Genomic DNA, 23,898 nt, shown 5'->3' on the forward strand with positions numbered 1-23,898 from the left:
GAACTTTCCAGGTTCTGAGATGAAATCAATGGCAAGTTGATTCTAAGTGTCATTTTACTTTTCGGGCGTCTTTAACGGATGTTAAACCAGCCAGTGGTTTCCTCAATTACACGCCACAGTTTCTGGGGTATAGCAAGTTGCTCTACGTCTGATGCAGCAATACTGAGAGCAATTTTTCCTTCAGCTTTACCATCTACGAATTTAACCCAGTCTGGGTTCATGACCATACCCTGGCCTACTGCCGTCAAAGATACCCCTGCTTTAATAGCATCTTCGGCTAGCTCTGGTGTTCGCAACTGCCCGGCAACAATCAGAGGTATACGTTCTGCAAGGTGATCGCGCACAATTTCAATGACTTTGGGGCCGTTCGGTGCATCAACTGGTCTGGCTTCAAGTGCATTACCGAGTGATACATGAAGATAATCAATACCCTCATCTATAAGGTGGTCAACTAGCTGAAGCGACTCATCAATACGCAACCCATCATCGTAATGCTCATCCAGTGAAATGCGGTATCCCATCAGGAAGGGATTAGTTGCATGCTCAGCAATCGTTTTACGCACACTCTCGATGACGCTGAGTGGGAAATGCATACGATTTTTGAGAGAGCCGCCCCATTGATCTTCTCTATGGTTGGAATGAGGTGAGAAAAAGTTCTGAAGTAGAAAGCCATGAGCACCATGTAACTCAACACCATCAAATCCTGCTTCTATTGCACGGCGAGTTGCTTCCCCGAAATCCTGAATAACAGTTTCGATTTCAGTGCATGTCAGTTCACGAGGGGTAACGGACGGCGCGAAAGGACCGGCGTCACCGGGAATAGCGCTTGCAGCAACAATATCCGTAACCAGTTCAGGGCTGGTTTTCACACCTGCATGGAATATTTGTAAGATTGCCGGTGCTCCACCGCTTTTTGCAGCAATAGCCAGGCGCTTCAAACCGGGAATAAATTTGTCGTCATACGCAGCAAACTCTCCCGTAAACCCAATGCCGTTTTGCTGAACATGTGTACAGCCAGTAATGACCAAACCGATGTCCTGAACGCGTCGACGATAATATGCTTCTTCCTCATGAGATACTGTGCCGTCATCATTACCAGCCCAGGTCGTCATCGGGGCCATCACAATACGGTTGCGCAGCGTCACACTTTTACCAAGTGGAAATCTTTCAAGTAGTGGAGTTTGTTTCATGGATAGTCATACCTATGCGAGATTTTTCTTGAAGAAAGGAGCCAGTTTACTCGCTGCAACCGTTGCACCCTGACCATCATAGAGGTCCATATGTGTGGCACCCGGAATGATATGCAGCGTTTTTTGAACAGAGGCCGCAGTGTTATGTAATTCCTGGCTATGCCAAAGCGATCCTGCCTTACTACCGGCTACAATCAGAAGTGGTTGTGTTAAATAGACATCCGCCCCTTCAAAACCGGTGAAAGAAGCCAACGTACTGATACTTGTCATCAGCATTTGATTGGTAGAAGTCGGATATTTTCCACGTTCGGTTAGATAGTAATCCGCCGCTTCCTGAAGATCTTTTGGGGCACTGGTATCACCCAATTTGGGCACATAGTTGACATAAACTGGTGCGCCGCCTGCTGCTTCGACTGTGCGCTGTTTAGCAACCGCATCCAGAGTTGGAATGAGTTCAGATTCTGATGTTGTTCCCTCCCAGCCTTTACGGGTCGCCGCTCCAACATCTACGGCACTGACCGTTGCCAGCGCTTTGATTCTGCGTTCCGTCATTGACGCTTTAACCGTAATACCACTGCCTGCACAAACGCCTAAAGCGCCGATTCGATTATTATCGACATAAGGGAGAGTAGTCAGGTAATCGACTGCGCTATAGAAATCGACGACTCGCTTCATGGGATCATCAACAAAACGCGGTAATCCACCACTGGCCCCCTGATGGGAGGCATCAAACGCCAGGGTGACAAATCCTTCTTTAGCTAGTTTGAGTGCATAAAGTCCAGCTGTCTGTTCCTTAACACCACCACCAGGGTGGATAACGACGACACCAGCATATTGACGGTTTTCGCTGAAATCCGGGGGGACGTAGACATTTCCGGACATCATTATCTCATTGTTCCGGAACAGGACGCCGGTGACCGTGATGCCATCTACGCGTGTAGTGGTGCCAGATGTATTAGGTGTAGGTGGGAGCATGGCTGAAGCATGACCCGCCATCAGTAATCCTGCTGAGGCCACTGAACTCGTCAGTATAAAATTACGGCGACTTAGCCCACCTGTTTTTATATTCATTGCAAGACTCCTTCATATACACGATGGCGGCCCTAGCCGCTTAACGAACAGGGGTTGTTTCAGCAGTCATCTTAATCTCTTAAGTATTGAGAAATTAGATGCTTAATTTCGCATGGGCTTAGAAGGAGGTTTTATTAATAGGATTATAAGTAACTAAGTTCGATGTGGAGCAGGACAAACAGCGCTCAAAGGTTATGGGGCACGGAGTGCTTCGAGCACGAGTGAAAATGCCGGAGAATGTTGTAGACGGCTGGGGTAGTAAAGATGATAGGGGGGGCGCGGCGGACACCAGTCTGTAAGCACCTGGACTAACATCCCGTTTTCAAGATAATTCTCCACGGTATCTAGCGGCAGATAAGCAAGTCCCAGTCCATCAAGAGCTGCCTGCCTCATCATATTTATTGTGCTGAAAGTCGCTCGTCCATCAATACGGACCTTAATTTCCCTCTTATCATTGCGAAACTCCCAGATATAGAATCCGCCATGAGTGGGCAGGCGTAATCTGATACAGCTATGATCGTTTAAATCACCAGGCGTTCCCGGATAGGTCTTCCCCATGAAATAAGAGGGCGCTCCGACCACTGCAAAACGGAAGTCTCTGGCAAGGGGCAGGGAAACCATATCCTTATCGACCTGTTCGCCCAATCGAACGCCAGCATCATAACGCTCAGCGACAATATCTTTGAGTCCGTACTCGCTGATAATTTCAATGTTGATATCGGGATACTCAAGTATAACCGGAGCGAGTTTAGGCCAAAGAATTGTATCGGCTGCATGTTCAACGGCAGTAATACGCACAGTTCCGGCTGGTTTTTCTCTCAACCCGCTGAGGGCCGAGATCTCACTTTCAATTTCGTCAAAATGTGGACCTATACGAGAAAGTAGCCGCTCACCAGCTTCTGTCACAGAAACGCTACGCGTGGTACGGGTAAGAAGACGAAGGCCAAGATCTGCTTCAAGAGTCCTTACCGTGTAGCTCAGTGCCGACTGCGAGACACCTAACTGAGCGGCCGCTTTTGTGAAACTTTTTTCACGGGCAACTGCGATAAAAGCTTGATAATCGTTCACATTTTTTCGGCGCATCTATTGACCAAGTTCTTTTGGATTAATATTTCTTACTCATAAAATAATTCCTGGCGTGGAGGTTTGTCTATTGGTAACGATCCAACGTTCCTCATCCACGACAAGTATCCATTAGCACTCACTAATGCTCAATAGAACCAAAGCTTACCAACTTCCGCTTCTGGCACAGAGCGGACATGCGCGCGTGGCAAGGTCTGCTATGAGCGAAAAGCGGACGTCAAATGATAGCTAAAGGGATGTTCCCCACTTTAAACACAATCACCCAGCGCCGAACCAATCATCGAGTAAACCTATTGTCGCAATAGTTAGCGAGATCACAATACCAGCACTTATTGTTAATCAGTTAATAGTAACTATGGTTATTATTATCCCATCGAAAGCAAATACGCTTTCAACTATACAAACCAAGGATAAAGACCATGAAAACAATTAAAGCTATGTCTATCGCCGCCGTTGCCGCTCTTTCACTGATGTCAGCAGCCAGCTTCGCGCAGAGCGTTACCGCAACGTCCCTGACTATGGACGGTGCTGAGGCCAAAATCGCCGCGCAGGCCCAGCAGCAGGGCGCGCAGTACAAAATCATTGAGGCCAGCAACGGCAATGTCGTTCACATGACCGCTGAGCTGTACAAATAACGGATGGTCGCAAAAGGAAGTGCCAGAAGAGGTCGCCTACGGGCGGCCTTTTTTGTATCTGAACCGTTATACAGGCAAATTGAACAGAACATCTCAGCAGCGAACCTAAGAAGTGCCTTCAGCTGGCGTTCCCTGGTGAAAAACCAGAGTCCAGTGTCCTTTATCCGAATACAGCCAGCAGGAAGAACGCAATGCAGGACGAGTGCCGTCAGCATAAGTCGTCCGGTAGTGAAGCATGGCGCAGCCTTCACCCATTTCGGTGAGTCGGAAATTACTGCTGATAATAGGCGATGCAGTTTTCTCGTTTAATAGCGACGTGATCGTCTCTGAACGGTCAACCATCACGCCTGAACGTGTGATTTCCAGGAATTCAGGGTGGAGAAGCCGCTCAAGCCACTCCCGGTCGTTTCGCCTGTCATCGTGAAGGCTGCATTCCAGCAACCTGAGCGTTTCCAGAAGCATTTTGCTTGTCCTCAAGTGATCCTACCGGATGCTCTGTTCTAACATAAAAGTGCGTCACTGAACCGCTGTAGGCTCTCAGTGTGGTTGGAACTTAGAGGCAGTTTTGAGCGAGAAGCGGAAGCCAAATTGCTTTCCTTTGCGGGTCAGGGGGTGCCAACAAAGCTCGGCAATATTCAGGAAACATATTTGTTGATCCGGTAAATCTCAGTGCTAAAAGAAAAGAGCAGTTTTTTTGGATTCGTTTTGTTTACTGTTCCTGATACCCAACCCATAAGAGAAAGTCAGAAAATGATTAAGTCAGTTCATCCAGCGACAACCGTTACCACCACCGGAACTTTCGGCGGCGTGGGCGTATCTGTGACTGGCTCCTGACAAAACAGACTCTGACTCCCCGCCAGACCGGACGGGGAAGAAAATTTCTCCGTTCATGACTTACTGAATGGAGATACATCATGATTTCATCTGAAAATGCGCTTTTAGTTATCGATATGCAGCAGGGACTTTTCCGTGGTCCCGCCTCACCGTATTTTGCCGACTCGGTTCTGTCTAACATCTGCTTGCTGATTGAAAAAGCGAGGCAGGCTAAGGTGCCCGTGTTTTTTGCCCGCCACACCGGACCTGATGATTCTCACTTCTCTGAGCAAAGTCCGTCGACACAACTGATACCCGAAATGAATGTGAACGCTGAGCACGATGTCGTGTTTATCAAAAAGTACCCCAACTGTTTCCGGGATACGAACCTGCAGCATCAGCTCAGCCAGCGAGGTGTTAAGGAACTGGTTATCGCCGGGATGAAAACAGAATTCTGTGTGGACACTACCTGCCGCGCAGCACCGGAACTGGGATTCAGGACCGTGCTGATTTCAGATGCGCACACGACAATGGATAACAATTACCTTTCCGCAAATGAAATCATCAGCCACCACAACGTCATACTAACTGGCCCGTTTGTGTCGCTCGTGACAGCAGCTGACTGGGCCTTTCACTCTGAGAAATGAGTTGAGACTGAGAGCCGCCCTCAGGGCGGCTAAGGTGCTTAAAGTCCACTTCTGGCACAAAGCAGAAGTGCGTCTTAGACAAGGTCCGCTATGAGCGAAATGCGGACGTTGCTAACCTGTCAATATATTAACCAACATAAATCAGGTTGTTTTGGCTGTAAATCCTAGTCTGGCTTAAATTTATCTTATTAAATACATCAATTTTTTACTGTGGAACTTTAAAACAATAAGATGTTAGATGAGGTTTTATGTAAAAACATTATTCTTAATCAACCCACCCCTATCAGACTACAAATCAAGAAATTCAGTCAAGAGATAATCAGTCATCTCACTTTCCATATTTTTAATTAATTTCAATTGTTATTGATCACCCTGCTAAAAGTATCACTCTGATTGTTGGTTTTAATTCCTATCGATTATGATTAATGTATAATTTCTACCTGGTCCTTAAATCCATTTTACTATGTATTCAAATGAATGCTACGATGCAGAACTTGATTGCAGAATAGATGTAATATTATTGGATATCAAGTTCTGGGAATAGCAGGCGGACAACGCTACTAATAACGCAGATAAGTACTTTGCAATGATTGTCATAGCTGATAAGGTCGCGAGGCTTCAGATAGCTCTGGATATTAAAAAAAGAAGAGTGAAGACGTATTGGATTGTCAATTAGCTTTAAAGATTGAATTTAAAAAAAGGCGCTCAATGAGCGCCAGGCGATCCTACATAGTAACTCAATGGTTACTTTTTATTGGAGACTCAAATTCCAATCTCATCTTTAACCCAAGAGCGCGCTTTCTTGACAGTTTCTAAAGGCGGTGCTTTTTCGGGGTCTTGTTCTGCTTCAATAATTATCCAACCATCATAGGTTGAATCTTTAAGGTAATTAATTACTGGAGCGTAATTAACAATGCCGTCTCCAGGAACTGCGAATAAACCGTTTCTGACTGCATCATTAAAACTGAGGTTATTGTTGATCACATTGTTTAAAACATCGCCTCTCACATCCTTCATATGAATGTGTGCAACACGATTGCCGTAGTTTTCAAGTACCCAGCCGATATCCACGCCTGCCGCGGTTGCGTGGCCACAATCAAGCACGATACCTACTAAATCATCAGTTGCTTCAAGGAATGCTTTCAGCTCATCGTTAGTTTCAACCACCATCATCAGGTGATGATGGTAAGCGAGGCGCAGGCCATAAATTTTCAACAGTGAGAAAGCCAGGTTATTCACTTTCTGTGCGTACTGCTCAAGGCTAATATTCGCTAAGGCTGGAGACAGGGATAATGGCTCATCCAGAGGTGCACTTCCGGGCATTGCCCCACATTCTCCATAAACCATAACTTTTGCACCAAGTGACTTCAGAAGCAATGCATGATCGTGAACAGCTTCAAGCTCTTCTTCGAAACTACGTTCGATAAGGAATCCGTTAAACCAGCCAGAGGCTAACTTGAGTTTTGCGTTGGAAAGTATTGGCTGAAGTTTATTAACTGTTCTGGGGAATTTACGACCTAACTCAATCCCTTCATAACCCGCTGCCGCGGCTTCTTCAAGACAGGTTTCCAGCGGGATATCACCGCCAAGATCTTCCAACACGTCATTTGTCCAGGACAGTGGGCTAACGCCAACACGAATACGCTTTGATACGCTCATAATTCTATCCTTCAAAATAAAAAGCATCGCTTCCGATGACCTGAGAAACGATGCTAAGTAGGTTCTCAGAGACTCTGAGGAAATTTCAGTATTACAAAGTGAACGCTTCGCGGAAGGATTCTAACGCCACCACCGAATCACCTGATGCCCAACCTTCCAGTGCTACTACGCCGTAATAATTGATACCCTTTAGGGCACGAGCAATGGCTTTATAGTTGATTTCACCTGTTCCCGGTTCTTTACGGCCCGGAACGTCAGCAACCTGAATTTCACCGATATGCTTCTCACTTCTCTTGATTAGTTCTACCAAATTACCTTCGCCAATCTGAGCGTGATAAATATCCAGGTTCATTTTCAGGTATGGGCTGTTTACGGCGGCAACCAACGCCAGAGTGTCTTCCGCTTTTGCAAAAGGCGTACCCGGATGATCAACAGCAGTATTAAGGTTCTCTAGTGTGAAAACCTTGCCTGCCTTCTCTCCCAACGTAGCGAGTGCATCCAGAGTGCTCTTCGCTTTCAGCCACATTTCACCAGTAACAATTTCAACAGGTTTCACTGGCAGGCCAACATTGTTCAGACCAGTACCGTGCAAGTTGAGAGAAGGACAGCCAAGGCGACGTGCAACTTCGATTGACTCATTAGCGCTGGAAAGCAGCTTAGCAATCTCACCACTGTCGGTAAGATTGCCAGAGATATATCCGGTCATTGAAGTGATACGAGCACCGATTTTAACCAGCGCATCAATGTCTTTCTTGGTCCAGTCCCAGATTTCAACACCGAAGCCCATAGCGTGAATACGTTCTACGCGCTCAAGAAATGGCAGGTCGAGAAACACCATTTCTGCGCAGACGGACAATGAGTAGTTAGACATCTAAAATCCTTAAAGATTGATTGGCTGAGACTGTTGAACAGAAGCAATGCATGCCAGTGCGATTTCCAGTGCGTTGCGCGCATCTTCGCCAGTTGCTTTCGGGATTTCACCAGTAGCAACACAACGAACGAAGTCGGTCAACTCAGCCACATAAGCGTCACGCAGCAGATCGGTATCACGACGAGCAGTATCAATAGAGATGCCCTCGGTGGTGTAACGCACACAGTTGTTCACATTGATGTTGCCAGCCTGCAACATGCCTTTGCTGCCGAACACTTCACCACGAACGTCATATCCATAAACGGCCTGGAAATTAGCTTCAGCAGTGGCGATCGCGCCATTATCAAAACGAATGTTCACTACGGCGGTGTCCAGTAAACCGCGATCTTTAAAATCAGGACGCACTAACGCATCGGCAACGGCATAAATCTGAGTCGGTTTCGCGCCTGGGTTCAGATGCAGAAGGATGTCAAAGTCGTGGATTAATGTTTCCAGGAAAATTGTCCAGTGTGGGATTGGCGTTGGATCACCCAGACCTGGGTCACGCGTGATTGAACGAAGCAGTTGAGGCACGCCAATCTTACCTGCTTTGATCTCTTCATAGGCTGCAGCGAAACCGCTCACGAAACGACGGTTAAAGCCAACTTGCAGAGCTACACCGGCTTCTTTAGCCGCGTTGATGGCTTTATCAGCCTCTTCCAGCGTGACAGCCATTGGCTTTTCACAGAATACACCTTTACCTGCTTTAGCTGCGGCTATAACCAGCTCAGCGTGAGTACGAGCTGGTGATGCAATGACCACTGCGTCGATTTCTGGATCATTCAGCATTGCCTGTGGGTCGGTATAAGATTTTTGCGCGCCCAGCTTAGCGGCCAGCTTGTCAGCGGCACCCGGAACAGGATCTGCAACTGCGACTAATGTTGCACCTGGAATACGTTGGGCAACCGTTTCACCGTGGAAACTGCCCATACGACCTGCGCCAATCAGACCAACGCGCACAATATTTTTAACAGACATGTAACTCTCCTCAGTATGTAGGGTATTTACGGCTTACTTTGTGATACAGATTCTGGTGTGATGAGCGGTTGCTCATGACCAAAACGACGGGATTTTGAAAGCATCAATGGTTCGATATGCTCCAGCGAGACGCCTTTAGTTTCCGGCAGGAAGCGGCCAACAAACCAAAACGCGATGACACTGAATCCTCCACATAACAGCAGCGGGAAAGCGCCATTGAAGTGTTCCATCAGCACTGGGCTTCGGTTCATCATTGGGAAGCTCTGCGTCACGATGAAGTTTGAAACCCATAGGGAACAGAACGCGTAGCCCATGGCGACAGCTCGCATACGGTTCGGGAAAATTTCGGAGATCAGCAGCCATGCACCAAGACTCCATGACAGGCCAAAAACAAAAATAAAACCGACTAATCCCACAACCGGTAAGTAGCCTTTTGCTTCATTCATGAATGCCCAGGAAGTGAAGAACAGAAAGGCCGCACCCCCCAATGCTCCCCAGCGCAGCAGGGGAATACGGCCTACCCGGTCAAATGCAACCAGCGCAATGCTTACACCGGCAAGCAGCGCCAATCCAAGGAATATGCTCTGGAATAGCGAATCTTGGGTATTACCGGTGACGTTCTGTAATAACGATGGTGCGAAGTACATCAGGATGTTGATGCCCGAAACTTGCTGAAGGACGGCAATCGCACAACCGATCCAAAGAATGTAAGAGGCTTTTTTGTCTTTCAGGATGCCGCGCTGCGGTTGACCATCGTTTGAGGCAGAATCTGCAGCGATAGAACCACGAATCGCGCTATAAAGGCGTTCAGCATGTGCTGCGTTTGAAAGAGAGGTGAGCACCTTGAGTGCTTTTTCTTTCTTGTTGTGCATCGCATACCAACGTGGTGATTCCGGCATAAAGCAAGCCATTATCAGGAACAGCACGCAGGGAACCAATGCCGATGCCAGCATCCAGCGCCAGCCCATAGAAACGATCCATTCGTGAGCTGCTCCCTTAGCAATCAGATAGTTGACCACATAAACAACCAACTGACCGCTTACCATCAGCATTTGCTGCATACCCAGCATGCGGCCACGCAAATCTTTCGGCGATACTTCAGCGATATAGAGAGGCGTGACCGCTGAAGCCATGCCTACAGCCAATCCACCTATCAAACGGTAAACAACAAACCACGTCAGGTCATTGGCCAATGCCGCGCCAATAGCCGAGATCGCGAACAAAATTGCGGTAATGATCAGTGTCGATTTGCGCCCGATGCGGTCAGTCAAGCGACCGACCCCCCAGGCACCAATGACGCATCCCAAAATCACGTTAGAAACAGCCCAGCCACTTTCCGCTGGTGAGAGCGATAAATGTTCGGTTAAGGGATCAATAACGCCAGAAATAACGGAGGCGTCATAGCCGAGAATGATTCCACTGACTGAAGCGATGGCACAGATGAATATGAGGTAAGGCACATTGTGCTTTCGTGTAGACATTTCATTACTTCTCCACGTTGGTTTTTTTAAGTTATTTGTCTTTGTAGGTAAGACATAACTACCTAGCAACGGGTGTGCCAAGTCACACTCCACTGTTTTATAAGGAAATAAAAAAAGACATCGATCACAAAGTGTTTATTAAAAAGACATGTCTTCGTAACATGTCTATAGAATGGACACATTCAAAGCTGCAAAGAATGAAATCTATGGACCATTTTCACGAGATGACTTGGGACGAGGAATGGGAGCTTATCGCGAAGCTTAACCATGAGCAGGGATTTGCCGAGTACAATGAAAAACTGGGAATGGCCTGGAAAGCCTTCGAAAAGGGCGATACCCCTAAAGGCCTTCGTTCGGCTATTCACGCATCATGGTTACGTAGCCATACGGAAGGCATTAATGCGTATCGTTTTGAATATCAGTTCTGCGATGAGAGCGAGTTACGAAGAATACTGGCGCGGAACGCGCTGTTCATCTCCATCGCGCGCGACATCATGCGTAATCTGCTTGCCTACAATCCTGATGGCCACATTAATCTGACCGATGCCAATGGCATAACACTGCATTTTTGTGGCCAAGATTTAACGCCAGTAGGCAGTATTCTCAGTGAGGCCATATCAGGCACCAACTGCACTGGCCGGTGCCTGAAAGAGAATAAGTTGGTTTATATGCTCAGCGCAGAGAACTATAAAGAGGCGCTGCGCATTCGTGGCAAACATTGTGCGGCTGCCCCTATCAGGGACGAGAACGGCGTTATGCTTGGCGTTCTGACTTTGACTGCAAACCCCGGTTGTTTCCACTATCACACGCTTGGAACCGTCCAGGCCGCTGCCGAGGCGATTTCACAGCAGCTTATTTTGCGACATCTGGTGAATGAGCAGGAATCAGTGATGGAATCGCTGAATGAAGGTGTTCTGGTCGTCAGTGAACAAGGCATTATTCGGCAGATAAACCGTTATGCCCGTGAAGTGCTCGGCATACAGGGGGATGTCCGCTTCCGGGATGCTGATGAAGTATTACTTCCTGAAGGTTGCTCGTTGAGGGAGTTGCCAGCCTGTAAGGATCGAAATATTGCTCTTTGCCCAAGCCCTGATTCACGTATTTTATGCGTGATTTCAGTTGTCGTTACTCCCGAAGGTGGTCGCGTCATTTCAATGCGTGATAACCGACGTGTGCGAGATATCACGCGTCGTGTTATTGGCAGCAGCGCCAGCTACAACTTTGATATGATCCTCGGCCAGTCAAAAGTAATGCAGGATACCCGTAATAAAGCTCGAAATGCCGGACGCAGTGACAGCACCGTGCTTCTGACAGGAGAGAGCGGAACGGGCAAGGAGTTATTTGCTCAGTCTATCCATAATGGCAGCACCCGCAATACCGGTCCGTTTCTTGCGGTAAACTGTGGCGCGATTCCTCGTGATTTGGTGCAAAGCGAATTATTTGGCTACGAAGATGGCGCCTTCACCGGTTCGAGACGCGGTGGTGCAGCGGGCAAATTTGAACTGGCGGATGGAGGAACACTATTCCTCGACGAAATCGGTGATATGCCTCTTGAAGCTCAGGCAAGTCTGTTAAGAGTGTTGCAGGAGGGTGAAGTGATGCGTATCGGCGGTAAACGACCGCTGAAAGTGAATGTACGTATCGTAGCTGCAACCCACCGCGATTTGAAAAAAGATATTGAAAATGGCTCTTTCCGTCGAGATCTCTTCTTTCGCCTGAATGTGATCAGCTTGCCGATTCCGCCATTACGTTCGAGAAAAGAAGATGTTAAAGAGTTGGCTAACTGGTTCTGCGAAAAAATCTGTCGCGCACTCAATCGAGAACGCGCATTCTTTTCCAGCTCGGCGTTGCAGTTGATGGAAAGCTACGACTGGCCAGGAAATGTGCGTGAGCTGGAAAATATCGTTGAGCGAACCATAAATCTGACGGAAACGGACGATATCCGAGATAAGGACCTTCCAGAGGAGCTTCGTCTACCCGCTTATGCTGATTTAGGTCTACCACGTGAGAAAGTGAAAAGTTTCAATCTTAAGGATGGCGAAAAGACGTTGATCGAACTTTGCCTGATGGAAAAACTGGGCAACATGCGACAAGTCGCCATCGCGCTTAATCTTTCACGCGGTGCACTGTATAACAAGATGAAGAGATATGGGATTGAACCCAGTGATTACCGCAGATTAAACCATGAAGCTTGACCCCTACAAAACACACAATTTTCATCAGGAGGTCTGCATATCGCTACTCCTGAACTTTAACAGGCCAGAGTAAGCAATCAATTTTTGCATTCCTTACATCCATCACTGACAGTGCGGAATGGTGGCGCACTACGTTTGCAAAAATTGCTGGCGTGGTGATTACCACGCAAAATCAGGTATTCAGGTGGATAGTTTGCTTCGCTAGCTAATGAAAAAAAGTGCGGGTTTAATCAAGTTCGATGCGGTACGAACCTGCAAAGGTTTGCATTAATAATGCCTTTATGAGCGAGGACCGGACATATTAAATTCGGCTATTCTATTGGTTTCTGTGGTCAGTAAAAATTACCATGCATTACCCTCCCACTATTCAGAATTCATAGATTATATGAGGAAATTACAAAAACTAATTGCCGCTGAGCGTACCGCTTTTTCGCCTTACTCAAGCCTATCTTCAAAGTCGATATCACGTATCGCATCAAAATGCCGAAAGGATGAAGTTGCAGATGCGCATATCCTCATTATGCAGCTCAAATCCGAGTTGGCCACAGTTGCTGATTGGGATGGAGATACACAGGATGACATCTGGAGGGCCATCGAACTGTACAGATCGATCATGCTAAAAGTTAGAGAATAAATGGTTGGAGTACGCTTTTGGCTTGAAACCACCAAAGTACATGGGCGAAAGGGCTGCTATGAGCCAAAATCGGCCGTTCAGGTTAAAAATAAGCTTAAGGTTATGTCCATGTAGCCGTGGTATATCAGACAGCCTGGTAGGCTGGTCTGATATTATCCCCATTCGATCCGATATCGTTTTCTTCGGTGCGCTCCCCACCTTCCTGTCCGGTATTCAGTAAACCACAGGGTTCTGTCATCATTTTTACCGCATTCTCATTGGACGTTCTATGTGTAATGTATTTGGTACAACATAGATTTCGCCCGAACTGACGTGGACGTAGCCGTCTCAAAAATTAATACGCAACTCACTCTCACTAACTCGAAGGTGTTGCCAAAAATTCCGGTCGCTGTTCGGCCAGCAATGTAAATCTGGTTACTTCCGGATACAACGTACGGCTGATGGTATCCGGCAGCATCGATTCTGTAAAACGCCAGGCTACTGCGATACTGATACCGGCCACTGAAAGCATGTCAGGATGACTTTCCCGCAGCCCGTTCTCCAGCGTCTGCCAGGCACCATGAAGTTGTTGAGTTACCCGATTCAGCCAGGGTTGATGCTGTTTTTCTACCGGTCTGAGACGCTGTTCGTACACAATCTGCACCGCTTTTTCACAGGCAGCCAGGGCGAATCCGGTAAGATGCAAATCTCTCAGATCTTCCGCTCTGGACGCTGATGTGGGTGCAGGTGAATGACCGAAATATTTCTCAAGGTAATTAATGATTAATGTTGAATCGATCAGCACCTGATTATCATCTGTGATAAGCGTTGGTACTTTAACGGTTGGATTAATTTTCGTTAAGGCATCAAAATCGCTGAATACCGAAAGCGGCTGTTGTTCGAATTGCATACCCAATATTTTCATGTAGATAGCAACCCGTCTGACATAGGGTGAATCCAGCATTCCGATTAGGATCATAGCGCTACCTCATATTATGTTGATTAACAAAATCAATTAACTGTGCGGCGACAGGCAAAGGGGCATCTTCCATTAAAAAGTGTCCGGCCTGTTCATAGATATGCAGCATGGATGAGGCAATGTCGCGCTGCAAACACCTTCCATATTCAACGGGCTGCCATTCATCTTCGGCGCCCCATAAAATCTGCACAGGCAGCTGGAGTTGCGGCAATTTTTCTGCAAAGTCACTGGTGTAACAGGCATTATAATGCGCAACCTGATGCTGATAAAACGAGGGCTGGCCCACCACGCCACAAAGAGGTGCGAGATAACTTTCCAGCCGCTGCTCTGTCATAAGATGCTTATTGAAAACAGCCATCTTTAACTGACGAGACATAGCGCGGTAATGCTCAGTGGCAGGGATCAGTGCATAATCCACATAGTTATCCCGCATAGCTTTCCATGTGGGCGAAGGCCAAGAGTTGTAACTCGGAATATCGGCAATCGTAAGCGTCTTCAGCAGGGATGGGTTGTCGAATGCCAGTCTGAGTGAAATTGCCCCGCCGATATCGTGACCAAAAAGATGTATTTTTTCGAGCTGCCAGTGTTCCAGCAGTTTCAGCAGATAACCGACTTGTGCGGAAACCGAGGTATCAGCCGTCAACGGGCGCTCTGATGCGCCGAACCCAGGCAGGTCATACAGGTGAACGTGAAAACCCGCATCGACAAATGCCGGCACCAGTGACTGCCAGATTACCGAGTGTGCGGGCGTGCCATGAACCAGCACCAGAGGTGTACCTGAACCATGGACCCCGGTTGCAATGCGACAACCTTTTATCAAAACGTCTTCATTCAGTAATGGGTTGTTAGCGGACATTAGCTTTCTCCATTGTGATTGTTCCTTCCAGGCTATCCGTTGACTGCATATGACACCAGTGACATTATTTCCATCTGCAAACCCACTTTTGTCATACAAAAATTAATAAACGACTCTCTGTCGATGCGCTCAGAGTATTCAGAACCGTGGTGCAAACGGGCAATATGAGTAGGACTGCTTTACTTCTTAACCTGAGCCAGTCCGCTGTAAGCTGGAAGCTCAGACGACTTGAAGATCAACTTCAATGTCAGCTACTTACGCGTATCGACGGAAAAGCCGTTCCGACAGAAAAGGGCAGCGTTCTGCTACGCCATGCGGAAAAAATCCTCACTGAACACGATCATGCCGTGGCGTATTTTTCGCCTTCGGAACTCCGTGGCAAGCTGCGAATTGGGGTCACTGAACATATCTCAATGACAGAAGTATGCGGGGTCATTTCAAACTTCAGTCACCATCATCCCGAGGTGGATGTACAACTGGTGGTGGAGCAAAGTCATCTATTGCGTCAGCATTTTTCTGAGGGAAGTCTGGAGATCATCTTACATCAGGATTTCGCGGGCACGGCATCGCCGGAAGATAGGGTATTGTGGAGTGAAAAATTATACTGGTGCGCAACGCCTGCCTGGCTGCATGAATCGGATAAGAGCCTGAAGCTTATTACCTGGGGACCCGATTGCTATTACCGTAACCTGGCTGAGGAGAAACTTCGGCAGGCAAAAATTCCATTTTCTGTGATGCTGGAATGTCCTTCAGTAGCAGGTATGCTTGCGGCGATAACCACCGGACTGGGGGTGGGAATACTCAATCAATACAGCGTAGAGAAAACGATTTGTAATGTGTCTGAACTTGAGAAATTGATGCCTCTGCCGTCGGTTGATTGCCTGCTTCGCCTGAATAGACACTGCTTCAATCCCGCGAGCGAGGCCTTCTGCGAGATGCTGACCAGGCTGATGCATAAGCCCGCTATTAATTGATGAATACAACGCGATATTAGTCATGTCCGCTTCTGGCACGAAGCGGACGCGCGCCGCAGGTCCGCTATGAGCGAGAAGCAGACTCTTTTGCTTTGGATTAAATCATCTTCTTAGCATGGTTTAAAATCACAACCAGTGGCGGGTTCTGCAAAAAGAATGTCTGGTAAAGTCTGCGTCAGAAAGTCATAAGGATTCGTGCTCCCTTCTATGCGTATACGTACCATAACTCCTTCATAACTATGAATGAGCAGCTTTGCCGCGCTTTCCGGCGACATCACCGGCGATAAAGTCTGAGCATGCTGAGCGTCATTAAATACGTTTATCAGATCGCGCTCCCAGCAGGAAAAAAACGACAGCAGTTTTTGCCGAATTTTTTCACTGTTTACCGAACTTGTCTGTCCAATAATACCCGCCAGGCAGCCTGTTGCTTCAGGATCTCGCTCAATATATTCCCTATGCCCGTTAAGCCAGCTCATCAGGCGCATGCGGGGAATCATGGCACTGTCCAGCAACGTATCTGCCCGGAGTTGAGCAAAAGTCTCGATATAGGCGTCAAGCGTGGCACAGGCAAATTCTTCTTTACTCGGAAAGAGATTATAAAAAGACCCTTTAGGCATTCCTGCCTCACTCAGAATCGTCGTGATCCCCCCGCCTTCGTAACCCTTCCTCATGAAAACTCGTATACCAGCTTGCAAAAGACGTTTGCGCGTGTCACTTTTCGCCATAATAATTAGACCATTCTACTTTTTTGTAAGACTAACATAGGCAGGGATAAAAGATGCCACTTATTAATACCGTGAGCGGGCACACTCTGGGGCTGATTATGGTGTGCCTTTCGGCCATCCTGTGGAGCTCAGCGGGATTTTTCGTGAGAATGATCGATATGAACACATGGGCTATGGTCGCATGGCGCTCACTGTTTGCTTTCCTGTCGCTGATTCTTTTGCTCGCGTGGGGCGGGTATCTACGCCGCTTTTCATTCCGTAATGATGTGGGCTTAAAAGGTCTGATAACTGCTGCCGTAATGGCAATTTCTATGTTTTGCTACGTAGCGGCACTAAAACTCACCAGCGTCGCAGGCGTGATGACCGTCTATGCCACAATTCCTTTTTTTGCTATGGGGTTGGGCTGGCTGATACAGAGTAAAGAAATTACGAAACGCGCGCTTATCTCCGCAGCAGTTAGCCTCGTCGGCGTTGTAGTTATGGCTGCCTCCGCATCAGGTACGGGCGATACGGCAGGTAACGCTTTGGCTCTTATAATGACTGCCGGGTTTGCCGCCAGCATTGTTATGTCCGGAAAGTGGCCGGAAATGAACCTGCCTGCAGTCACAGCTCTGGCTTGTGCCCTCTGCGGAGCGTTCTGCGTTGCGATGATGCCACAGGGTCTCCCTGTTCCAGGTATGCATGACATCTTATGGTTAATTGCTTTTGCGATGTCCACACAGAGTATCAGCTATCTATTGTTCATGGCAGCAAGCCGGCATCTTGACCCTGCAGAGGCCAGTCTGATTGCACAAGCTGACATCGTATTGGGGCCCATGTGGGTCTGGGTGTTCTTCAGTGAATTGCCAGCCAATAATACGTTGTTGGGTGGAGCAATAACCTTTGTTGCAGTCACGGGTTACCTTGCAGGTGAGTATTACCTGAAAAGAAATTCAGCACGGAAAAACTGAACGCTTTCGTTGTGTATGGATATACCTGATCGTTTTCAAATCATTCGCTTACAACGTCTGCTTCTGGCACAGGGCTGCTGTTGCAGCCCTGACATGTTCGACTTCAATCGATTCAGATATCTCCAGGGCATCATCGACTTTAATGCCTGGGTAACGAACTGTGCGTTCGAGTTTTTTATGGCCCAACAGTAGCTGGATTACCCTCAGATTTTTTGTTTTCTTGTAGATTAGATAAGGTTTAGTTCTGCGCATAGAATGCGTACTGTAAAGCGAATCGTCGAGACCGAGCTTCTCAATCCATCCATGAAAAATACGGTTATATTGCCGGGTTGAGATGTGACGTTCTGAGCTGACGCGGGACTGGAGTAGATAGTCGCCACTTCGCAGGTGAGCCATTTTGATCCAGGCCGTTACTGCCTCCCTGGTTCCTTTTGTCAGTTCAAACTGAACAGGACTCCCCATTTTTTGCTGGAGCACAGTCGCTCTGCCCGAAACTGAGTGCCCATAGGCTACATCAGAAACCTTCAGCTTCACCAAATCACAGCCGCGAAGTTTACTGTCCAGAGCCATGTTAAACAGAGCTAAGTCGCGTACTTTGCCTTCGAGCTCAAGTCGGATACGAATTCCCCAAATATGAGATATCTGAAGAGGTCGTTTCTGGCCAATGATACGGCTTTTGTTCCAGGGGGACGTTGTCGTGTTCAATCTCCATTGTGATAGGAGATTTGATTGTGGATGTCCCATATGAGCGAAAAGCTGACATTATTTTGGGGGCGGAAACGTCGTAATGACTCAACCGTTAGGGAGTTTTAATTTTGCTTGTTCTGGTAAAGATCCCAGCGGTTGCCGTACAGGTCCTCAAATACAACTACTGTTCCGTACTCCTCTTCGCGAGGCTCTTGGGAGAATGTAACGCCTTTTAATTTCATGGAGTTGTAGTCGCGCCAAAAGTCATCAGTTTGCAGAAAAAGGAATACCCTTCCACCACATTGATTGCCTATAAAATCTTCCTGCCTCTCATTTGAAGCGCGTGCCAGTAGAAGTTTGCAATCGCTTTCCGGGTTAGGTGTGACTACGACCCAACGTTTACCCGGCTGAGGTGTATCTTCAACGAGAGTAAACCCCAGCGTTTCCGTGTAATACTCAATTGCCCGATCATAGTCATCAACGACTATGGCCACATATCCCATGCATCGCTTCTGCGTTCTCATTTCTGTTCCATTAGGTTTCAAACATAACTACCAAGAAACATTTTTTTAACACAAATGATCCTTAGTTGCATTATGGGTTTGTCCAAAGCACTGAAGTCTGCTTTTCGCTCATAGCGGACATGGGCCTGCACAACGTCCGTTATGAGCGAATAGCGGACATTGCCAGAAGCATTTTATGAGAATTATCAGGGAGCAGGTCGATCTTGGGATATTATGTTAAGCAACATATTAGTGAAAATCTAAACAGGATGTCATTCCAGTGAATGTAAACAGTTGCCAGACCTGCGGCCAACCGATGAGCAAAACACCAGAAACTATGAATTTTGACTGTGGTGGCGATTGTTTATATTGCATGGCTCGCTATGGTGATCCAGACGCAATTGAGGCCATTGAGAGACTTACTGGCAAAAAAGTTAATGTCTGGGGAAGTTTATATAGTTCAAGTGAGGCTAAGGGACGGTCATGAGCGAAAAGCGGAAGCCAATTCGATACTACGATCAAAGTTATCCTGCTGGACGTTTAACGATTTTGTCCAGCTAAAGATAATTCACATTACTGAATGAATCTGCGTACCCAAAAATTCTATAACCGGTTGCATTCTCCATTCCAGGTAGATGAATAGTCCGAAGAATAGCGCCAACTGAAGCATGCTGATCAGCTGAATTTGTTATCACATCAAGATAGTAGATGTCTAAATAGCCGCCCTCGCTGAAATGATAAAACCACTCGCCATCAACTGCAGTTTCATAGCCATTGATATAAGTGATTTTCCATATAGGAGGCGATTTCATACTGACCATTGCCAGCCTGATCTCATTCCATTTTGTGTTATTCATGCAGCTATAGCGCATTCAATTAACCTCCTAAGAGCAGCTTCGTACAAGTTAGCACACCTTGCTTTTAACAACGTCCGCTATTGGCACAAAGCCGACATGCACACTGCACGGTCCACTTTAACCACGAAGCAGGTCATGTGTTTACAGCTCTGAGAGCGATGAGCAGAAAGCAAAGTGTGATGACTCAATACTCACCTATAATTGCCCGACTGAAGACGGAGCGGTGAATATTGCCCAGGCATTTTCAGTCGCGCCCACGCGTATGGCATGAGCATCAGATGTCGCTGGATAATACCTGCTCGATAAAAAGCACGAAGCGAAACGCCGTGTCGAGGTCGGCGATGTTTAATGCGGGTCACTAAAGATCCTGAACTCATCAGCCGATAAATAGAGATCAGCTTTTGCGGCCCTAAGATGCCTCATAACAGGCTCTGGCAGCTCTGCGATGGAAAACTTGACGTTATCATTATCAGGCACTTTTTTAGCACCTGATGGGTTTTAGCAGCAGAAATAAATGTGTTCAGCATCATCGGCAAACAACGGAATCACCAGCATGAATATCGCGATCAAACCCACACTTTCTGCCGTTTGGTCGACGGATGCACGGGGCATTTGCATTGCCAGCCAGGAAAGCCCTGAAGGCTTATTGCCACTACTTAAAGGCATAACGCTTGGTGAGTGGCTTAGCCTTGCGCTGGTAGAGGAAGATGCAAAAATCGCGATGCAGCTGACAGCGGCATTAGAGTTTAAGACGCCATTTAATATAGAGGTGCCGATCAAGTGTCTGGATGGAACGATGCGCCATGTGATTGTTTCAGGTCTGCCAGCATGCCAACCAGGTGATTCTCATACACAGTTTAGCGGCTTCGTTTTAGATGTTACCGGACAGCGCAAAGCCCTTCAGGACGCGCTGCGCACGGCGACAGAATATCGTCTGTTGATAGAAAACAGTACTGATCTGATCGCCCACTGTGATGCGGATGGTCGGTACGTTTCGATCTCTCCTTCGTATAGCGAAATGATAGGCTGGTCAGCCGATGAAATGGTGGGCCAGCTGGTGGTGGACTTCCTGCATATCGACGATCAAAAGCCTGCTGCGGCAGTTCTGGCAAATATCTTCAACGGTGCTGAGTTACCAGACGTCGTCGAGGTGCGCAAACGGCATCGTAACGGTCACTACATTACACTTGGCACTAAGGCCTGCGGCGTAAGCGATCCCTCTACAGGTAAAAATATCGGAGCAGTGCTGGTTTCGCGTGACATCACCCGGGATAAAGAAAAGATGTTGATGCTTGAGCTGCTAGCGACCCGCGATACCTTAACCGGACTGCCAAACCGAGCCTGGATCAACGACAAAGTGCAATCCATGCTTACGCACGTAGAAGATCCTGCGTATACGACTGTCCTGTTTATCGATCTGAATGGATTCAAAGCAGTTAACGATTCGATGGGGCACGCAATAGGGGATATGTTGCTGCAGCAGGTAAGCGAACGGCTACAAAGTTGCATGCGCCAGGGCGACTCGTTAGCACGCCAGGGAGGAGACGAGTTTGTCGTGGCAGCAAAGTGCAGTAGTCATGATGCTGCAGCCGGTATTGCACTGCGCCTCATAGACGGCCTGATAGATCCTTTTGCTATCAATGGTGTAGAAGTAAAGATCGGCGCATCGATTGGCATCAGCCTGGCACGATTTGGGACAAAAACGGTAAAAACGTTATTTGAAAATGCCGATACAGCGATGTATCAGGCTAAAGCACGACGTGATGGGTCATATCAATTTTTCCAACCTGATACGCTGCCAATGTGAGATTAAGCCAGCCTGTTTCACATGCTCTCTTCGGCACTCAACTTCTTTTCCATTTAGCATGATCTTCAAGTATGCGATGAAGCAGGCCAGAGGAGGGCATGCCGCTCGCCGTTACCACGGTGAGGGCAAAATAGGCCAGACTTTCAGTATGATTATGGCGTTTACTGGTATTACAGGAAGCTGTCGTTTCCTTTTCAATCCAATCTGAGTAGTGGTAAGAGCGCAACATAAGTTAAATTTTTTTCGAAGTAAGCGTGTTTTTAAAACACGCTTCGTTTTTAAAATAATGTAACTAAAAAAATCTAAAATATTTTCCCTAAAATAAAGTTTAATTTAAATTGAGTTATTTATGGAGTTAAATTAAACCTAAGCATTTAAAAATGCCAAATTTAACTTAAGTTATCCTTGGTAACTCAAGTAGTTCTTATAATTTCCGTGCGTGATAAATTTGAGTGAAGCCCTTATTAATTTGCCGCACAGGCAGGGTTAATTTCACTGTCTATAATTCCTCTTCTTCGGCAATGCATCTTGAACTTTTAGAGAATTATAAATGAAAATATCTACACGTCTGGCTGCGGGTTTCAGTCTGCTCATTTTTCTTTTCGTATTGTGCACGGGGATTGCTCTGAACGCATTATGGCAGGCGCGGGATGGGATGGAAGATACGGTCAATAACAAGATGAAGCGCTTTACGCTGGTTCAGGATATGCGGGGAATTGCTCGAGATATGGCCATTGCCGTGCGCAACCTGGCTTTACTGAGCGATCCCGTTGAAATGCAGCCTGAATGGCAAAGATTAATCTCGCAGCAGAAAAATTATATCGAGAAGCGCCGTGAGCTGGTGGATAGCATGAGGATCAATGTTTCCTCTCACGGCAAGGAGGCTCTTGAAAAAGTCCTTGCCTCTGAGAGCGCCGCGATGGAGACGTTAATGATCGCAGGTCAAATGGGACTCGATAACCGTCAGCAGGAAGCAACGGTTTACCTCATGAAAACGGCGCGACCGGCGCAGCAGGCATTAATGGGATCGCTGGATGCACTTACGAACATCGAAATGACACTCAGCAAGGATACGATGGCTGAGAATAGTGCATCCACGACACGTACAGCGTTTATTTTATTAATAATGGCGGCGCTCTCAGTGATTATTTCTGTGGTGACCGGTTATTTAATCGTACGTGTACTGATGCGTCAGCTAGGCGGCGAGCCCGCCGAGGCACAGGCACTTGCGGCAGCCATCGCCGCGGGGAATCTGACAACCTCAATAACCTTGCGCCGTAACGATAAGCACAGCTTACTGGCATCGTTAGATCGTATGCAGGAGAGTCTACGTGGACTGGTATCACAAATTAAAGACTCGGCTGGATCCGTTGCTTTAGCCGCGGATGAGATATCAAAAGGTAACACTGAACTTTCATCCCGTACTGAACAGCAAGCCGCTGCGCTTCAGGAAACGGCCGCGAGTATGGAGCAACTCACGGCAACGGTGAAAAGTAATACTGCAGGTGCACAGCAGACGGCACAAGTTGCACGTGGGACAGCAGAGCTGGCGCGAGCAGGCGAGGCGGATGTGCAGAAAATGTCTGATACGATGAACGAGATTTCTCTCAGCGCGACAAAAGTGAGGGATATTACTTCCGTCATCGAAAGCATTGCCTTCCAGACCAATATTCTTGCACTCAATGCCGCCGTTGAAGCTGCTCGCGCCGGTGAAGAAGGAAGGGGATTTGCCGTGGTTGCCGGTGAAGTCAGAACGTTAGCACAACGAAGTGCGACTGCTGCACGGGATATCAAACAACTCATTGAGCAGGCCGTAGGGCAGGTGGAAAGTGGTGTGAACGTGGCGACAGGAACCGGGCAGAGCATCATGAAAATCGTCAGCATGGTAGGTGAGCTTGCGGATGCGATGGACGAGATATCTCTGGCTTCTTCCGAACAAATGCAGGGAATTTCACAGGTCAGCATTGCCGTCAGCCAAATGGATGGCGTAACGCAGAACAATGCTGCATTGGTTGAAGAGTCCTCCTCTGCGTCGCAAGAGCTTTCTGCTCAGGCACATGCGTTACGAGGCATGGTTGAAGCGTTCCAGGTTTAATATTTTCATTTACATTGGGGGCCCTGCTTTAATCTGGGCCCCGCATTGTTTGAATTCTTTTCGTTCGACTCCGTGTGAAAACAGCCTCAGGCAAGCTTACTCTGTGGCTCTTCCTGTTAAGGATGGGTCGCTGAGATGGCGCTAAATACCTTGTCAGTGACGATGGCCGGGTATTACCGCAATATGAACT

Annotated in this window: 21 protein-coding genes; 7 read left to right on the forward strand and 14 right to left on the reverse strand. The window is 47.5% G+C overall.

The features are described 5' to 3' along the window. Window positions 1-71: 71 nt before the first annotated feature. From K5Y33_RS13575 to K5Y33_RS13585, 3 genes are all read right to left on the reverse strand, one after another. Window positions 72-1,190: an NADH-dependent flavin oxidoreductase gene (locus K5Y33_RS13575; protein WP_222234241.1), complete on the reverse strand. Its 1,119-nt coding sequence runs from the start codon at window positions 1,188-1,190 to the stop codon at window positions 72-74. A 12-nt stretch (window positions 1,191-1,202) separates the two neighbouring features. After that, entirely contained in the window at window positions 1,203-2,261 is a 1,059-nt protein-coding gene (locus K5Y33_RS13580; RefSeq protein ID WP_255610315.1) for an alpha/beta hydrolase, read from the reverse strand. Between the two features lie 192 nt (window positions 2,262-2,453). Continuing rightward, complete coding sequence (locus K5Y33_RS13585) at window positions 2,454-3,344, reverse strand: LysR family transcriptional regulator (protein ID WP_222234242.1); 891 nt, start codon at window positions 3,342-3,344, stop codon at window positions 2,454-2,456. A gap of 419 nt (window positions 3,345-3,763) precedes the next feature. Here K5Y33_RS13585 and K5Y33_RS13590 point away from each other — a divergent pair, with 419 nt between their 5' ends. Beyond that, window positions 3,764-3,979 (forward strand): YdgH/BhsA/McbA-like domain containing protein, encoded by a 216-nt coding sequence (locus K5Y33_RS13590; RefSeq protein ID WP_008102115.1) that lies wholly within the window; start codon window positions 3,764-3,766, stop codon window positions 3,977-3,979. A 105-nt stretch (window positions 3,980-4,084) separates the two neighbouring features. On the opposite strand, the gene K5Y33_RS13595 is transcribed toward K5Y33_RS13590, so the two are convergent. Beyond that, a complete protein-coding gene (locus K5Y33_RS13595; protein ID WP_222234243.1) occupies window positions 4,085-4,441 on the reverse strand; it encodes a DUF4440 domain-containing protein in 357 nt (118 codons plus the stop codon). A 452-nt stretch (window positions 4,442-4,893) separates the two neighbouring features. On the opposite strand from K5Y33_RS13595, the gene K5Y33_RS13600 reads away from it, so the two are divergent. Further along, window positions 4,894-5,439: a cysteine hydrolase family protein gene (locus K5Y33_RS13600; RefSeq protein WP_222234244.1), complete on the forward strand. Its 546-nt coding sequence runs from the start codon at window positions 4,894-4,896 to the stop codon at window positions 5,437-5,439. Between the two features lie 762 nt (window positions 5,440-6,201). Here K5Y33_RS13600 and iolE read toward each other — a convergent pair. The 4 genes from iolE to K5Y33_RS13620 all read right to left on the reverse strand — a co-directional run bounded on the left by iolE (window position 6,202) and on the right by K5Y33_RS13620 (window position 10,560). Further along, entirely contained in the window at window positions 6,202-7,098 is an 897-nt protein-coding gene (gene iolE, locus K5Y33_RS13605; protein WP_222234245.1) for a myo-inosose-2 dehydratase, read from the reverse strand. Between the two features lie 91 nt (window positions 7,099-7,189). Next, window positions 7,190-7,969: a TIM barrel protein gene (locus K5Y33_RS13610; RefSeq protein WP_222234246.1), complete on the reverse strand. Its 780-nt coding sequence runs from the start codon at window positions 7,967-7,969 to the stop codon at window positions 7,190-7,192. Between the two features lie 9 nt (window positions 7,970-7,978). Further along, window positions 7,979-8,986, reverse strand: a complete 1,008-nt coding sequence (locus tag K5Y33_RS13615; protein WP_222234247.1) for a Gfo/Idh/MocA family oxidoreductase — start codon at window positions 8,984-8,986, stop codon at window positions 7,979-7,981. A 26-nt stretch (window positions 8,987-9,012) separates the two neighbouring features. Beyond that, on the reverse strand, window positions 9,013-10,560 hold the full coding sequence (locus K5Y33_RS13620) for a sugar porter family MFS transporter (RefSeq protein ID WP_370634130.1): 1,548 nt from the start codon (window positions 10,558-10,560) through the stop codon (window positions 9,013-9,015). Window positions 10,561-10,673: 113 nt separating this feature from the next. Between K5Y33_RS13620 and K5Y33_RS13625 the strand changes: the two genes are divergently transcribed. Then, the gene (locus K5Y33_RS13625; RefSeq protein ID WP_222234249.1) at window positions 10,674-12,662 is read left to right on the forward strand and encodes a sigma-54-dependent Fis family transcriptional regulator; all 1,989 of its coding nucleotides are present in this window, start codon (window positions 10,674-10,676) and stop codon (window positions 12,660-12,662) included. 989 nt (window positions 12,663-13,651) lie between these two features. Here the strand turns inward: K5Y33_RS13625 and K5Y33_RS13630 are convergent. Further along, on the reverse strand, window positions 13,652-14,254 hold the full coding sequence (locus K5Y33_RS13630) for a glutathione S-transferase N-terminal domain-containing protein (RefSeq protein WP_222234250.1): 603 nt from the start codon (window positions 14,252-14,254) through the stop codon (window positions 13,652-13,654). A 4-nt stretch (window positions 14,255-14,258) separates the two neighbouring features. Continuing rightward, a complete protein-coding gene (locus K5Y33_RS13635; RefSeq protein ID WP_192413319.1) occupies window positions 14,259-15,110 on the reverse strand; it encodes an alpha/beta fold hydrolase in 852 nt (283 codons plus the stop codon). Between the two features lie 101 nt (window positions 15,111-15,211). On the opposite strand from K5Y33_RS13635, the gene K5Y33_RS13640 reads away from it, so the two are divergent. Continuing rightward, a complete protein-coding gene (locus K5Y33_RS13640) occupies window positions 15,212-16,084 on the forward strand; it encodes a LysR family transcriptional regulator (RefSeq protein WP_222234353.1) in 873 nt (290 codons plus the stop codon). Between the two features lie 110 nt (window positions 16,085-16,194). Here the strand turns inward: K5Y33_RS13640 and K5Y33_RS13645 are convergent, their stop codons facing one another. Then, window positions 16,195-16,809, reverse strand: coding sequence for a TetR/AcrR family transcriptional regulator (locus K5Y33_RS13645; RefSeq protein ID WP_222234251.1), 615 nt, complete (start codon window positions 16,807-16,809; stop codon window positions 16,195-16,197). A gap of 53 nt (window positions 16,810-16,862) precedes the next feature. On the opposite strand from K5Y33_RS13645, the gene K5Y33_RS13650 reads away from it, so the two are divergent. After that, window positions 16,863-17,759, forward strand: coding sequence for a DMT family transporter (locus K5Y33_RS13650; protein WP_222234252.1), 897 nt, complete (start codon window positions 16,863-16,865; stop codon window positions 17,757-17,759). Window positions 17,760-17,807: 48 nt separating this feature from the next. Here K5Y33_RS13650 and K5Y33_RS13655 read toward each other — a convergent pair whose 3' ends face one another. The 3 genes from K5Y33_RS13655 to K5Y33_RS13665 all read right to left on the reverse strand — a co-directional run bounded on the left by K5Y33_RS13655 (window position 17,808) and on the right by K5Y33_RS13665 (window position 19,806). Continuing rightward, on the reverse strand, window positions 17,808-18,464 hold the full coding sequence (locus K5Y33_RS13655) for a tyrosine-type recombinase/integrase (RefSeq protein WP_255610316.1): 657 nt from the start codon (window positions 18,462-18,464) through the stop codon (window positions 17,808-17,810). A gap of 104 nt (window positions 18,465-18,568) precedes the next feature. Then, window positions 18,569-18,970 (reverse strand): VOC family protein, encoded by a 402-nt coding sequence (locus K5Y33_RS13660; protein ID WP_222234254.1) that lies wholly within the window; start codon window positions 18,968-18,970, stop codon window positions 18,569-18,571. Window positions 18,971-19,506: 536 nt separating this feature from the next. Next, window positions 19,507-19,806: a DUF6678 family protein gene (locus K5Y33_RS13665; RefSeq protein WP_255610317.1), complete on the reverse strand. Its 300-nt coding sequence runs from the start codon at window positions 19,804-19,806 to the stop codon at window positions 19,507-19,509. 553 nt (window positions 19,807-20,359) lie between these two features. On the opposite strand from K5Y33_RS13665, the gene K5Y33_RS13670 reads away from it, so the two are divergent. Both K5Y33_RS13670 and K5Y33_RS13675 read left to right on the forward strand, forming a co-directional pair. Beyond that, entirely contained in the window at window positions 20,360-21,613 is a 1,254-nt protein-coding gene (locus K5Y33_RS13670; RefSeq protein ID WP_222234256.1) for a sensor domain-containing diguanylate cyclase, read from the forward strand. A 550-nt stretch (window positions 21,614-22,163) separates the two neighbouring features. Further along, window positions 22,164-23,708 (forward strand): methyl-accepting chemotaxis protein, encoded by a 1,545-nt coding sequence (locus tag K5Y33_RS13675; protein ID WP_222234257.1) that lies wholly within the window; start codon window positions 22,164-22,166, stop codon window positions 23,706-23,708. Window positions 23,709-23,898: the final 190 nt, after the last annotated feature.

This window comes from Pantoea sp. DY-17 (assembly GCF_019795975.1).
Classification (GTDB): Bacteria; Pseudomonadota; Gammaproteobacteria; order Enterobacterales; family Enterobacteriaceae; genus Pantoea; species Pantoea leporis.